Source organism: Bacillus sp. EB106-04-02-XG92 (genome assembly GCF_058791995.1).
This window is the reverse complement of sequence record NZ_JBYTEA010000024.1, coordinates 23,854-37,174: the sequence shown is the minus strand read 5'-3', so window position 1 is coordinate 37,174 and position 13,321 is coordinate 23,854. Positions and strand designations below refer to the sequence as shown.

The 13,321-nt window shown below is 34.1% G+C and carries 13 protein-coding genes and 3 pseudogenes; 12 read left to right on the top strand and 4 right to left on the bottom strand.

The window, feature by feature from the left end:
* From AC3WVA_RS28755 to AC3WVA_RS28745, 3 genes and pseudogenes are all read left to right on the top strand, one after another.
* Positions 1-96: IS3 family transposase (locus tag AC3WVA_RS28755; RefSeq protein WP_133963995.1), on the top strand; the 96-nt coding region annotated here is incomplete at its 5' end.
* 117 nt (positions 97-213) lie between these two features.
* Positions 214-398, top strand: a pseudogene (locus tag AC3WVA_RS28750) (DUF4083 domain-containing protein).
* Positions 399-428: 30 nt separating this feature from the next.
* Positions 429-890: an NUDIX hydrolase gene (locus AC3WVA_RS28745; RefSeq protein WP_048527390.1), complete on the top strand. Its 462-nt coding sequence runs from the start codon at positions 429-431 to the stop codon at positions 888-890.
* A 46-nt stretch (positions 891-936) separates the two neighbouring features.
* Here the strand turns inward: AC3WVA_RS28745 and nadE are convergent, their stop codons facing one another.
* On the bottom strand, positions 937-1,755 hold the full coding sequence (gene nadE, locus AC3WVA_RS28740) for an NAD(+) synthase (RefSeq protein ID WP_098346449.1): 819 nt from the start codon (positions 1,753-1,755) through the stop codon (positions 937-939).
* 270 nt (positions 1,756-2,025) lie between these two features.
* Here nadE and AC3WVA_RS28735 point away from each other — a divergent pair, with 270 nt between their 5' ends.
* The 3 genes from AC3WVA_RS28735 (at position 2,026) to AC3WVA_RS28725 (ending at position 5,514) form a co-directional block, all read left to right on the top strand.
* Positions 2,026-3,906, top strand: coding sequence for an ABC transporter permease (locus tag AC3WVA_RS28735; protein ID WP_098521703.1), 1,881 nt, complete (start codon positions 2,026-2,028; stop codon positions 3,904-3,906).
* A gap of 115 nt (positions 3,907-4,021) precedes the next feature.
* Positions 4,022-4,309: an AbrB/MazE/SpoVT family DNA-binding domain-containing protein gene (locus AC3WVA_RS28730; RefSeq protein ID WP_000648329.1), complete on the top strand. Its 288-nt coding sequence runs from the start codon at positions 4,022-4,024 to the stop codon at positions 4,307-4,309.
* Between the two features lie 254 nt (positions 4,310-4,563).
* Positions 4,564-5,514, top strand: coding sequence for a serine protease (locus AC3WVA_RS28725; RefSeq protein WP_048527393.1), 951 nt, complete (start codon positions 4,564-4,566; stop codon positions 5,512-5,514).
* A 40-nt stretch (positions 5,515-5,554) separates the two neighbouring features.
* Here AC3WVA_RS28725 and AC3WVA_RS28720 read toward each other — a convergent pair whose 3' ends face one another.
* Positions 5,555-5,863, bottom strand: a complete 309-nt coding sequence (locus AC3WVA_RS28720; protein ID WP_048527394.1) for an ArsR/SmtB family transcription factor — start codon at positions 5,861-5,863, stop codon at positions 5,555-5,557.
* 108 nt (positions 5,864-5,971) lie between these two features.
* Here AC3WVA_RS28720 and AC3WVA_RS28715 point away from each other — a divergent pair, with 108 nt between their 5' ends.
* From AC3WVA_RS28715 to AC3WVA_RS28705, 3 genes and pseudogenes are all read left to right on the top strand, one after another.
* Positions 5,972-6,907 (top strand): aldo/keto reductase, encoded by a 936-nt coding sequence (locus AC3WVA_RS28715; RefSeq protein WP_098881008.1) that lies wholly within the window; start codon positions 5,972-5,974, stop codon positions 6,905-6,907.
* 49 nt (positions 6,908-6,956) lie between these two features.
* Entirely contained in the window at positions 6,957-8,132 is a 1,176-nt protein-coding gene (locus AC3WVA_RS28710; RefSeq protein WP_341013660.1) for an MFS transporter, read from the top strand.
* Positions 8,133-8,180: 48 nt separating this feature from the next.
* A pseudogene (locus AC3WVA_RS28705) lies at positions 8,181-8,382 on the top strand (hypothetical protein).
* Positions 8,383-8,427: 45 nt separating this feature from the next.
* Here AC3WVA_RS28705 and AC3WVA_RS28700 read toward each other — a convergent pair.
* Both AC3WVA_RS28700 and AC3WVA_RS28695 read right to left on the bottom strand, forming a co-directional pair.
* Positions 8,428-8,652, bottom strand: a complete 225-nt coding sequence (locus AC3WVA_RS28700; RefSeq protein WP_000162601.1) for a hypothetical protein — start codon at positions 8,650-8,652, stop codon at positions 8,428-8,430.
* 84 nt (positions 8,653-8,736) lie between these two features.
* A complete protein-coding gene (locus AC3WVA_RS28695; protein ID WP_000426320.1) occupies positions 8,737-9,084 on the bottom strand; it encodes a DUF4257 domain-containing protein in 348 nt (115 codons plus the stop codon).
* 167 nt (positions 9,085-9,251) lie between these two features.
* On the opposite strand from AC3WVA_RS28695, the pseudogene AC3WVA_RS28690 reads away from it, so the two are divergent.
* The 3 genes and pseudogenes from AC3WVA_RS28690 (at position 9,252) to AC3WVA_RS28680 (ending at position 13,198) form a co-directional block, all read left to right on the top strand.
* Positions 9,252-9,779: pseudogene (locus tag AC3WVA_RS28690) on the top strand (DinB family protein).
* Positions 9,780-9,961: 182 nt separating this feature from the next.
* The gene (gene rsgA, locus AC3WVA_RS28685; RefSeq protein WP_048527397.1) at positions 9,962-11,011 is read left to right on the top strand and encodes a ribosome small subunit-dependent GTPase A; all 1,050 of its coding nucleotides are present in this window, start codon (positions 9,962-9,964) and stop codon (positions 11,009-11,011) included.
* Positions 11,012-11,215: 204 nt separating this feature from the next.
* Entirely contained in the window at positions 11,216-13,198 is a 1,983-nt protein-coding gene (locus AC3WVA_RS28680; RefSeq protein WP_098346455.1) for a HAMP domain-containing methyl-accepting chemotaxis protein, read from the top strand.
* The last annotated feature ends 123 nt before the right edge of the window (positions 13,199-13,321 follow it).

Genomic DNA, 13,321 nt, shown 5'->3' with positions numbered 1-13,321 from the left:
GAAAAATATATAGATTATTATAATACGAAACGGATTAAGGCAAAATTAAAAATGAGCCCGGTACAATACCGGACTCATTTTTATCAAGCTGCCTAATGAAATAACCGTGTCTAACTTTTAGGGGGCACTTCAAAAAGGTGCTCTTTTTATTATGTATTACTTTAAAAAACAGAATTATGTGATAAAATAAAAAAGGAAGGATGTGGAATCTGAATGGATTTGTTCGAAAGTAATATATTTATATTGATATATGCTTGTTTAGTAATCGGACTTGTCGTTTTATTTTTCCTATCATTTACTTTGTTTATAAGAAGAGCATTGCAAAAAAACAACATGTGATGCATATGAATAAGAAGCTAGATCGAATTATTGAATTGCTTGAGAAAGATAAGAAATAGTGATAGAAGATGTATGAAAAGGAGAAGAGGATGGCTAATTATATAAAAGAATTACGTGAAAAAGTAGGGCATGATTATGTTTTCTTAAACTTTGCCGGTGGTTGTGTATTTAATAAAGAAGGAGAAGTATTACTGCAAAAAAGAGGAGACTTTAACGCTTGGGGCTTTCCAGGTGGCGCAATGGAGATAGGAGAATCGGCTGCGGAAACTGCAATTCGAGAAATAAAAGAAGAAACCGGGTATGATGTAGAAATAAATGAGCTTATTGGAGTGTATACAAAATATTTTCAATCATATCCAAATGGAGACAAAGCACAGTCAATTGTGATGTGTTTTTCATGCTCAATAGTTGGAGGGAATAAAAAAATAGATGGTGATGAAACGTTGGATTTGAAGTTTTTCCCGTTAGACGACATGCCACCGTTATTTTGTAAACAGCATGAAGATTGCCTGCAAGATTTATTGGAGAAAAGAGTAGGGGTATATCGTTAACATAAAAAAGAAGCTAAATGAGATTAGCTTCTTTTTTATGTTTTACTTACTTCCACCAATCATCAAACATAGACGCTGGTACTTGTCTTTTATGCTCACTCACTGTGTAACGTTTTTCAATCTTTTCTGCAACGTCAGCTGGAACTGTTTTACCCTCTAAATAGTCATCAAGTTGATCATACGTAATACCTAACTCTGTTTCATCAGCTTGACCTGGTTTTTCATCTAATAAATCAGCTGTTGGCATTTTTAAGTAAAGTCGCTCGTCCGCACCTAATTCTTGTAATAAAGCGCGTCCTTGGCGTTTCGTTAATCCCGTTAATGGTAAAAGGTCTGCACCACCATCTCCGAATTTTGTAAAGAATCCTGTAACAGCTTCTGCAGCGTGATCAGTTCCAATTACAAGTAATCCTTGTTGACCACCGATTGCGTACTGCGTAACCATACGGATACGTGCTTTCACGTTACCTTTATTGAAATCTGTTAATGATTCACCTAATAAGTTTTCGTATTGATTTGAGAAAGCATCAACTGTTGAAGCGATATCAAATGCAACAGATTGATCAGCTTGAATAAATTGTAATGCTAATTGCGCATCATCTTCGTCTTTTTGTACTTTATAAGGAAGGCGCACGGCGATAAATGTTGCATTACCACCTTCATTACGAATTTCCTCCACTGCAAGCTGAGCTAAACGTCCAGCTAATGTAGAGTCTTGTCCGCCACTAATTCCAAGTACAAATCCTTTCGCGCCTGTTTTTTTCACGTAATCTTTTAAGAAATCAACACGCTTACGGATTTCTGCTTTCGGATCAATTACAGGCTGAACATGTAATGCTTTCATAATCTGTTCTTGTAATGTCATTATGTTTCCTCCTATTCATATTAAAGCGGTAAATAAGTTTATATGTATATTGGTACATACTTCTATCCTTTATTATTTCGCAAAACTAACGAATATACAATAGGATGCGTGTATGAATATGAATGTAGTCATTATAATGAAACTGTTTCATTTAAGCAATTTTTTTGAAACCTTTCAATAATGTAAGGTTTTTGTCATTTGAATCGATGGAAGCTATTTCCGCATTTTACTAATATGAGAACATAGTTAGCAGAAGGGCGGAGAAGTAATATGAACATTAGAGAACTCGCATACAGGAATGTAACGCGAAATAGACGAACATACTCAGCATATTTTTTAAGTAGTGCATTTGCAATTATGGCCTTTTTTGTGTACTCGTTTTTTGCGTTTCATCCGGCATTAAGCGCTGGAGAATTGGGACGGTATGTATTCGTAAGTATGTCTTTTGCACAGTCCATTATTTACTTATTTACGTTTTTCTTTATTTTATATTCGATGGGAATGTTTTTAAAAACGAGAAAGCGTGAATTAGGAATTTTAATGATGTTAGGTATGACGAAATATCAATTAAAGCGTCTTATCTTCTTTGAAAATATTATGATTGGGATAGGGGCCATTATTTTTGGAATACTTGCTGGAATGATATTTTCCGGAATATTAATATTTGTAGCTCCGATGATATTAAAATTAGATATTTCTTTAGCGTATTACATACCAATGAAAGCCATTGTTGTAACGAGTATTATGTTTTTCGTATTATTCATGATTATTTCATTATTTAGTGCAGGAATGATTCGAAAAAATAAAATTATGAAATTGTTTAGAGGATCAGCAGAAGCGAAGCCGGAACCGAAAGCATCCATTATTTCTTCTATACTAGCGGTTATATTGCTTAGTGCGGGATATGCAGGAGCACTTATGTCACACGGTGCAATGGTATTTGTCATGATGATCCCTGTTACAACGGTAGTCATTATTGGTACGTATTTGCTGTACAAGCAGTTGAGTGTCTTTATTATTAGACTATGTAAGAAAAGTAAACGTTTCTATTGGACACAGACAAATATTATTACGTTGTCAGATTTAGCTTACCGTATGAGAGATAACGCAAGAATGTTCTTTATTGTAACTATTATTTCAACTGTAGCATTTTCAGCAATAGGTACATTAGTTGGTTTCACGTCAATGACGAAAGGTATTATGGAGAGACCTATTGCGTTTCAGTATCATTCTAAGCAAGGAAATAGTAATGAATCGCAGCATTTGAAGATGATTGACGAAGGATTAAAGAAACATAGTATAGCAGCTACTAAAACGAATATTTCAACGAAAAAGGCGGAGGAGCAGTCGTTAAGAAATGTTGTTTTTATAAAAGAATCAGATTATGAGAAATATGCGAAGTTAACAGGAGAACCATTTCAAACTGTAGCAAATAAAGAAGTTTTATTTTTAGCAATCGATATACCAGGACCACCAATGAAGGAAAGAAAAGAAATTACTTTACCACATTTGAATGAATCTTTAAAAGTGAAAAAAGTTAATACTTCTTCATTAAGTAAAATAATAAGAGGTAACGTCTATGTAATCTCTAAAAATCAATATGATGCATTACAAGATGGATTTAAAGAGGAAAAAGATTATGTTTACAAAACAGAAGGAACGCAAGATGAAATAGAGGTTGGTAAAGAGCTTACTCATCAAATGAAGAATTATGAAGAACATGCAATGTTTAGTGCAGAAGAGTATGAACAAAATCAAAGTTTACAAATCGCAGGACCGATTCTATTTGTAGGTTTCTTTATTGGTATCGTATTTTTCGTATGTGCAGGAAGTTTCCTATACTTCCGTTTGTTTTCTGATTTGGAGGATGATACTCGTTTATTTGAAATGATTCGAAAAGTAGGTTTAACGAGCGGGGAATTATCGAAAGTAGTTACAATTCGATTGGCACTTTTATTCTTCGTTCCAATAGGTGTTGCAACATTACATGGAGCAGTAGCGTTAACTGCACTGGGACAGATGTTTGAGTACTCACTATTTAAAGAAAATGCGATTGTATTAAGTATTTTCGTAGGAATTCAAGTTGTATATTTCTTACTGATAAGATCTCGTTATTTAAAACAATTGAAAGAGAGATTACGTATTCGTTAACTGTGTTTTTTTAACTTGAGTACAAAATTTTCTAAAAAGAGACAAGTATTACCAAAAAGTGATAAAATGGAAAGAGCGAGGTGGAAAAAATAATAGAAAGTAAGGGGGGAGTAATATGAAAGCAACAGGAGTTATTCGAAAAGTAGACGAATTAGGACGAATTGTTATTCCTAAAGAATTACGTGATGTATTGGGAATACAAATCAAATCACCGCTTGAAATTTTCGTAGAAGAAGACAAAGTCATTTTACAAAAATATCAACCTTACAATGCTTGTCAAATAACAGGTGATGTTTCAAATCAAAACATATCATTAGCAAATGGAAACATTACTGTTAGTATAGATGGGGCGAAACATTTAATAAAAGAAATAGAGAAGTTTTTAAATAAGAGTGAGGCTTAGTCTTAATTTATTTTTAAAATTTCATATCATTCTATAAAAACTATAAAAGGACCATTAAATTGGTCCTTTTATTTATCTCGTAATTTTTCGTGTCTAAAAATTACGAGATAAATAAAAGAGTAGAATAAAATTAGTAAGCTATATTGAGAAATATTTTTAAGGAAGGAATACGAAACGAATAAAACGAATGTTACATTTAAGCATTTTCAAAAGTGGTCTGAAATGAAAATAATTTATTTTCAGGAGGGATTACGATGAATAGTAGTACAGCGAATAAACAAAAAGGTATACAATTGATTCCTTTTACAGTCGAAAAGGTGGTTGAACAAGTAAATGAAATTCCACCAGGTGTACAACTCATTCATGCTCCGCAAGTATGGGAGAAGAGTGCGAAAGGAAAAGATATTGTTGTTGCCGTATTAGATACAGGGTGTGATATGAATCATATAGATTTAAAGGATCGCATTATCGGCGGAAGAAATTTCACGAAAGATTACGAAGGGGATCCGAATATTTATCTTGATAATAATGGCCACGGTACTCATGTAGCTGGGACAATTGCAGCGACTGAAAATGGTGTTGGGGTTTTAGGAGTCGCACCACTTGCTAAAATGTTAGTGTTAAAGGTTTTAGCAGGAGATGGTTCTGGAAGTTATGAGCAAATTATTGAGGCGATTCATTATGCTGTAAATTGGAGAGGGCCTAATAAAGAAAGAGTTAGAGTTATATCAATGTCACTTGGTGGCCCGCAAGACGTTCCAGAATTACATGAAGCAATTCAAAATGCGGTAAAGCAAGATGTTCTCGTCGTATGTGCTGCTGGGAATAATGGAGATTGTGATGATAACACGGAGGAACTAGATTACCCAGGTGCTTACGCGGAAGTAATTGAAGTCGGCGCTGTCAACTTAGAACGAAAAATCGCATGTTTTAGTAATTCGAATCAAGAAATTGACTTAGTGGCGCCAGGTGATGAAATTTTATCTACGTATCTTGAAGGGAAATATGCGGTATTAAGTGGAACTTCTATGGCGACACCCCATGTCGCTGGAGCACTCGCATTGCTTATTAAGCAGTGTGAAAGGGAATATGGTAGAAAATTATCAGAGCCAGAAATATATGCACAACTTATTAAAAGAACTGTACCTTTAGGATATGAACGTACATCTGAAGGGAATGGATTAATAGATTTATTAAAAGAATAGAAAATACTAAAAAACATCTCATATGAATATGGGATGTTTTTTAGTATGGTTCTGTTGCATGTAATACGACGTCTAATAAACCGGGGAATCTAGCATGTAAGTCATCTTCACGAATTGAAATGAAACGTTGTGTTCCTTCAAGGCGTGTATACATAACACCGGATTCACGTAAAACCTTGAAATGGTGAGATAAAGTTGATTTCGCAATGGGAATGTTTAAAGCACCACAAGATTGTTCATGTTTGTCTAGTAGCATCGTTACAATTTGTAAACGAATTTGATCGCTAAGTGCGTATAAAACAGAAGAGAATTGGATTTCTTCTCGGTTTGGATGATAAAGAGTACGCATTTTTTCACCTACTTGCATAAGTTAATATAGTTTGCACTATAACATATAAAGTGGTATATTTCTATTGTTCGAATATATTCGAACAATAGAAATATAGGGGGAGAAAAAATGAAATATACAAAATTACAAAAGGCAGGACTACATATTTCAAAGTTAGGGTTAGGAACGAACGCTGTAGGGGGACATAATTTATATGCTGATGTGAATGAGGAAGAAGGAAAACGATTAATAGAAGAAGCTATCCGGCAAGGGATTACATTTTTTGATACAGCAGATTCATACGGTTTCGGTAGATCTGAGGAATTGGTAGGAGAAGTATTGAAAGGGAAGCGCCAAGAAGTTGTACTTGCAACAAAAGGTGGAATACAGCCGTTATTAAATGGGGAGGTTTATATTAATAATGAACGAAGCTATTTAAGAAATGCTGTGGAAAATAGCTTAAGAAGATTACAAACTGATTATATTGATATATATTATTTACATTTTACAAATCCAGAAACAAGTTACATAGATTCAATTGGAGAGCTTGCTCGTCTAAAAGAAGAAGGGAAAATTCGTTCAATTGGAATATCTAACGTAAACGTAGAGCAATTAAAAGAAGCGAATCAGCACGGACAGATAGATGTTGTACAATCACCGTATAATATGTTGGATCGTGCTGCTGGAGAAGAACTTTTGCCGTACTGTATAGAATCAGGTATTTCATTTATTCCATACGGGCCTCTTGCATTTGGGATATTAGGTGGAAAATATACAGAAGATTTTAAATTGAACGAAGGAGATTGGCGTCAAAGTGTAAAACTATTTGAAGAAAATACATATAAGAGCAATTTTCAAAAAGTAGAGAAGTTAAAAGGCTTAGCTAAAGAAATGAATCTTGAAGTATCGCATTTAGCTTTAGCGTGGCTATTAAACCAAAAAGGAATTGATACTGTTATTCCTGGTGGGAAACGAGCGGAGCAAATAAGAGAAAGTGTAAGAGCGGTGGAAGTTTCATTGAATGAGAAGGTGATGAAAGAGATTGCATCTATTTTAGAAGCTTAGTTGAGAAGAGGGGGAGGTCCCTCTTTTTATGAAAAAGGAGAAGGTTTAAATGAAAAGAGTACTAACTGTATTCTTTACGATAATGTTTATGATAGGTACAGATACTTTCTTAATTTCACCACTTTTACCGACATTACAACAGGTGTATCATGTTTCAACTGAGCTGTCAGGGTGGATGGTGAGCGCTTATGCTTTAGGATATGCTGGATTTGCGCTTATCGCTGGTCCTATATCAGATGGCCTAAACAGAAAAAAAGTGATGGTAATAGGAATGAGTTTTTTTGCGTTAAGTACGTTTTTATGTGGAATTGCACCGAGTTTTCTATGGATGCTAATGTTTAGGTTTTTAGCAGGAGTCAGTGCAGCCTTCGTATCTCCACAAGTGTGGGCATCTATTCCGCTTCTTATAGAGAAGGAGCAAATTGTAAAGGCAATTGGAATCGCAACAGCAGGGTTAGCAATCTCTCAAATTTTAGGGTTGCCAGTTGGATCGTATTTGGCAATGATACACTACACAACACCATTCTTCATCATTGGTATATTATCAGCACTACTTGTCGTTCTTATCTATGTAGTATTACCAGAAATACAACCGGCTCATATAGGTGGAAGTAAAACAAACATCTTAAAGCGCTATAAACAATTACTTACAGATTCAAAGGTTTCACTTTCTTATTTTGCATATTTTGTTTTTCAAACTGGTAATTTTGCTGCATTTTCATTTTTTGGTGTATGGCTTTCCATTCAATTTGACTTACAAGTTCATGAAGTAGGTACAGCTATGCTCGTATTAGGATTAGGGAATTTAACTGGTAATATTTTTGGCCCTAGAATCGTAAATAAAATTGGTTATAACCTTTCTTTCTATGGTGGAATTATATTTACAGCAGTGCTATATGTATTACTTCCTCATGTAAAGAACATTGTATTGGTGGAGTTATTGTTCTTTGTTTTGTTTTTTGTGACAGGAATTTTATTTGTATTAATGATGAGGAACTTACAAAACATGTCTAGTGTAGCAAGAGGAACAGGAGCCGCGCTTGCGAATGCTTCTATGTATATTGGTCAAATGATTGGAGCTGCAATAGCAGGAATGTTATTTGCAGTATCTCACAATTTTATATTGGTAGGTAGTTTTACTGCGTTACTATATATAGGAGCTTTATTTCTGTTTAGAAGAAGTGAAAAGCTTAATGAAGATAGTGAAACAGGAATTGCATCATAAAGTTTGTATAAATATTTCTCAAATCAGAATGAATAAGAGTGTGAATACATGAATGTGCTTTTTATTACAGTGGTTACTAAAAGTATACAAATAGTAGAAGAAATGTATTGTAACAAAGTTATAAGGAATCCAAAAATAAAAAATCCCTATAAAGATAGGGATTCATATATCGGCATATAGTTCCTTGGAAAAGGATATACTTAGTTTATCATATAGGAGTACTTATATTTGTGAAAAAGATGTGAAATAGGTGTGAAAAAATACCGTAATAAAAAGCACTGTTTTAGCCAATGAACTAAAACAGTGCTTTTCTTTTTGATTGAACAGTTGCTGCATTTTCATCATGTATGCCTGCATCTTTAATAATGCGTTGTTTTGCTTTATTTAATAGATGGTTTACTGCTTCTCCAAAATAGTTAGCTTCGCTTTTTGTGCGGGCTTCTCGTAAACATTTATAGTTTTCTAGCAGTTCCTCTTTTTCAGTGTCTGTTAAGAAATCTTCTATTTTCTTTTTTGTCATACGAAACACCCTTTCTTCTGACAAACGACGCAATAGAAAATATTTATTGTTTATTATAGCAATAATTTTTAAAGAAAGTATAGACTAACGTCGTAATAATTTGTCAATTTCTTGAATCTTCTCATCAGCTTTCCCAATTTGTGTGTTTTTAGCCTGCTCACCACCAAGCGCTTGGTGCAGTAAGAAAGTCTGACCGGAAATAGCAGTCACAATGGATACTTTAATAATTTCTTTTATTAAGGTGACATCGAATAAAACAAGTCCAAGAAGTGCAGCTAGACTACCAGTGAAAATATCAGTCAAAAACCCAAAGTGAAAAAAAGTTTTCAAACGGCGTGGAAGCAATAACTTACCTTGGTTATTGATTAGATGGGAAACGAAACCGGTAATGCCACCAACGAGAACAGCAGTTAGCCATTGATACATTTCCATCGAATCCACTCCTTTTAGTGAATAAGATTCGATTATTTTATATTGATTCCTTTTAATATTTCATAGAAGCATATTGAGAAAGTTTGTTTGGTTTTTTTCCTGTATTCAATTATAGCAGAAAAATCTGGTATATATGAGTCTATTATATGAAGCAGTTATTCCTTAATATGAATATAGATTATCGAATAAGAAGTGTGGATGGTTATACAAAAAATATAGGGGAATTAGTAAGTATGCTGGAGCATACGAGAGCTGTAACATTACAGGAAATAAAAGATCTGTCAGTTGAGCAATTAGATTGAATTATACTGAGTGGAGAGAATTCCATTGGAGTGTTACTAAAGCATATAGCAGCTATAGAAAAAGCCCATCAACTTATTTCATTTCAAGAGCGTGACTTTACAAAAGAAGAATTAGAAATATGGGAAGACGCACTGTATTTAGGAGAAGCTGGGAGAACAATCCCTGGGCATGAAATACAGTATTATATACAACTTCTACAACGTGTTCGAGAAGAATCTCTGAAGTATTTGAGTGAACAAGATGATGAACGGCTTATGTCAGTAAGAAAGTGGCCTAACGGTGTAGCGTATAACAAGCACTATATATAATTTTATGTGCTAGAAGATGAGATTAATCACCGTGGACAAATTAGAATAATGAAAAATAAATTATTTGAAAATTACGTTAAATAAGGTAGCTTTTTGTATAGATATTCCATATAATGAGGGTAATTAAAATAAGAACGGGGTGATGTATTATGGCGAAAATAGCTTATATGAATAATAAACCAAATACAAAGGTGGATGGAAAGGGCGAGACTATATAAGGGAGCGCACGATCCTTCCACTTAGCTTAAACTAGGGAGGATATCAATTTGAATCAAAATATTTTAGAATCGTTCGGCTGGGATTCTTTTTTTGAGGAACAAGCTGTAGAGAACTTTGAAGTAGGGCGTATTTTACTTGAGCATAAGCATATATATCGAATTATTTGTAATGATGGTGAATATATGGCAGAGCTGTCTGGAAAGTTTCGACATGAAGCAGTAACGAAGGGAGATTATCCAGCGGTTGGTGATTGGGTGTATATAAAGAAAATAGAGAATGAAAAGAAAGCAATTATTCATCGTATTTTTCCAAGAAGAAGTTCTTTTTCTAGACAAGAGGCCGGTACTCGAACGGAAGAACAAGTAATAGCAGCAAATGTAGATTATCTATTTTTAGTGAATGCACTTAATCATGATTTTAACGTAAGAAGAATGGAACGTTATTTACTATTAGCGTATGAAAGTGGTGCAATGCCTGTTATTGTTTTAACAAAGAGTAGCTTATGTGAAGATGTGGAACAGAAAATTGTAGAAACGGAAGCCGTGGCAATTGGTGTTCCGATCTTCATCGTTGATAGTTTAGAACATAGTGGCATAGACTCGTTGCAGCAATTTGTTTCTTCTGGGAAAACAATTGCTCTAGTCGGATCATCCGGGGTTGGAAAATCGACTTTGTTAAATGCCCTTATAGGAATTGAAGTAGCAAAAACGGGAGATATTCGTGAGGAAGATAGTAAAGGAAGGCATACGACAACTCATCGTGAATTGTTCCGATTACCGAGTGGTAGTTTAGTTATTGATACTCCGGGTATGAGGGAACTGCAACTTTGGGAAGGTAGCGATGCAATTCAAACAACATTTTCTGATATTGAAGAATTAGCAAAAACGTGCCGTTTTAGGGACTGTAAGCATGAAAATGAGCCAGGGTGCGCAGTGCATTATGCAATTGATAACGGAATTATTACGCTAAATCGTTTGCAAAGCTATAAAAAATTACAAAGAGAACTGGCATATTTTATGAGAAAACAAGATGCTATTCTTGCAAGGGCAGAGCGTGATAAGTGGAAAAAGATTTCTAAACAGCATAAAAAAATGTGAAAATCCAAAGGGTGGTTCCCTTTGGATTTTTGTATTTGTAAATTTTATAATAATATTATTCAAATATATAGACAAATAGAATTTAATTGTTTAAACTTTACAAAGTATTCACCATAATAGGTTATAAAAATAATAATTAGGGATTGGGAAATATTTATAATTCGTTACGTTTAACTTTTTAAATTGAAAAGCAGGAGGTTTGTAATGGGTAGACTATTAAATTTGTTTCGTGATATGAAAGTAGCAAAAAAACTACTAATTTCATTTTTTGTTATTTTAATTGCGGCTGTCTCTATTATCGGAGGCATGTCTTATCAAACAGCTAAAAAGAATTTTGAATCACAAATTACGAGCAGTGCTCACGACAATATAAAAATATTAGATAATTTAATCAATCAAATGATTGAGGCGAAATTTAATGATGTAAATAACTTTGCACGTGTGATTCAAGGTAATATGTATCAAGGAGATAATCAAGAGGAATTAAGAAAAATATTATCTCAATATATCAATTTGAATAAAGATGTTGAACAAGTTTATGTTGCTGGGAATGATAAGAAATTTGTGCAAGAGCCAAATATACAAATGGCAGCAGACTATGATCCAACAGAACGTTCTTGGTATAAAGATGCAGTGGCAAAACAAGGTGGTATTGTCATTACTGAGCCGTATAAGGCGAAAGGAAATGGACATATTGTCGTAACGATTGCAAAACAAACAGAAGATAAAAACGGTGTTGTAGCAATAGATTTAAGTTTAGATAATTTATTAAAAACAACAAAGTTAATCAATATCGGTAAAAAAGGATATGCTTTCATTTTAGATGGGAAACAAAAAATAATTGCACATCCTCAAGAAAAATCAGGGGAAAAAGCAGCTGATTCTTGGGCCAAGAAAATTTATGAAGATAATCACGGGGCTTTTTCATATATGTATGATGGCAGTGAAAAACAAATGGTATTTGCTACAAATGTAAAAACAGGTTGGAAAATCGGTGGAACGATGTACTCGAATGAAATAATTGAAGCTGCACAGCCTGTATTTTATAATATGTTAATTGTAATGTTCATTTCATTAGTTATAGGCGGGGCGCTTATTTATTTTGTGACACTTTCTATAACGAAGCCATTAAAGAGATTAGTTACCACTTCCAAAGAAATAAGTGAGGGAGATTTAACGCAAACAATCGAGATTCATTCTAATGATGAAATTGGTCAACTTGCAAAAGGGTTTAATGAGATGACAGATGCATTGCGAACGTTAATAGGAAGAATAAATACTTCGGCTGGACATGTTGCAGCAGCATCAGAAGAGCTAACGGCAAGTGTAAGACAAGCGAGTGAAGCGACTGAGCAAATTACAATGGCAATGGATGAAATATCGAGCGGGGCAACAACGCAAACGACAAGTGTAGAAAATGGTGCAATGTTACTATTTGATGTAACAGAAGGAATTCAGCATGTAGCAAATAGTTCATCATCAATTAGTACCGCTTCTGCTCATACTCGTGAAAAAGCAGAAGATGGTGGGAAATTAGTCGGAAAAACTGTAAATCAAATGCAATCTATTGCAGAATCTGTTTCACAATCAGATGAAGTTATACAGTTACTAAATAATAAATCAAAACAAATTGGTGACATACTAGAAGTAATTCAAAATATTGCAGATCAAACAAATCTTTTAGCTTTGAATGCCGCAATTGAAGCTGCAAGAGCGGGAGAGCACGGAAGAGGGTTTGCAATCGTTGCAGATGAAGTACGTAAATTGGCGGAGAAATCTAGCGTATCTTCTAGTGAAATTAGTAAATTAATATGTGAAATACAAGATGACATGAGTAAAACGGTAAAATCTATGGGGCATGTAAATGAAGAAGTTCAATCTGGACTTGTTATTGCGAATGAAACGAAGCAAAACTTTACTGAGATTTTACAATCTACAAATGAAATTGCTGATCAAATTAAAACAATGGTTGAAACTGCTAATGGGATGTCAAAAGGTGCAAATGAAGTGTCTATTTCAGTAGGGCAAATTGCAATGACAGCACAGAATAATGCGACGAGTACTCAAAACGTTGCAGCATCAGCAGAAGAACAACTAGCATCCATTGAGGAGATTAGTTCTGCGGCGGGTACGTTATCTCAAATGGCTGAAGAATTACAAGGGTTAATTGAAAGATTTAAAGTGTAACAAAGGACAGACTACTCCAAAATAGCAGTATGCGATTTTGGAGTAGTCTGTTTTTACTATGTAATATGAAATGCGATAGAGAGTGTGTTTATGATGTTTAAAGGTATATCATATATAATATTT

Excerpts from the sequence above, each read along its gene's own strand:
- AC3WVA_RS28745 (WP_048527390.1), top strand. The coding sequence starts at position 429 with ATGGCTAATTATATAAAAGAATTACGTGAAAAAGTAGGGCATGATTAT.
- nadE (WP_098346449.1), bottom strand. The coding sequence starts at position 1,755 with ATGACATTACAAGAACAGATTATGAAAGCATTACATGTTCAGCCTGTA.
- AC3WVA_RS28735 (WP_098521703.1), top strand. The coding sequence starts at position 2,026 with ATGAACATTAGAGAACTCGCATACAGGAATGTAACGCGAAATAGACGA.
- AC3WVA_RS28730 (WP_000648329.1), top strand. The coding sequence starts at position 4,022 with ATGAAAGCAACAGGAGTTATTCGAAAAGTAGACGAATTAGGACGAATT.
- AC3WVA_RS28725 (WP_048527393.1), top strand. The coding sequence starts at position 4,564 with ATGAATAGTAGTACAGCGAATAAACAAAAAGGTATACAATTGATTCCT.
- AC3WVA_RS28720 (WP_048527394.1), bottom strand. The coding sequence starts at position 5,863 with ATGCGTACTCTTTATCATCCAAACCGAGAAGAAATCCAATTCTCTTCT.
- AC3WVA_RS28715 (WP_098881008.1), top strand. The coding sequence starts at position 5,972 with ATGAAATATACAAAATTACAAAAGGCAGGACTACATATTTCAAAGTTA.
- AC3WVA_RS28710 (WP_341013660.1), top strand. The coding sequence starts at position 6,957 with ATGAAAAGAGTACTAACTGTATTCTTTACGATAATGTTTATGATAGGT.
- AC3WVA_RS28700 (WP_000162601.1), bottom strand. The coding sequence starts at position 8,652 with ATGACAAAAAAGAAAATAGAAGATTTCTTAACAGACACTGAAAAAGAG.
- AC3WVA_RS28695 (WP_000426320.1), bottom strand. The coding sequence starts at position 9,084 with ATGGAAATGTATCAATGGCTAACTGCTGTTCTCGTTGGTGGCATTACC.
- AC3WVA_RS28680 (WP_098346455.1), top strand. The coding sequence starts at position 11,216 with ATGGGTAGACTATTAAATTTGTTTCGTGATATGAAAGTAGCAAAAAAA.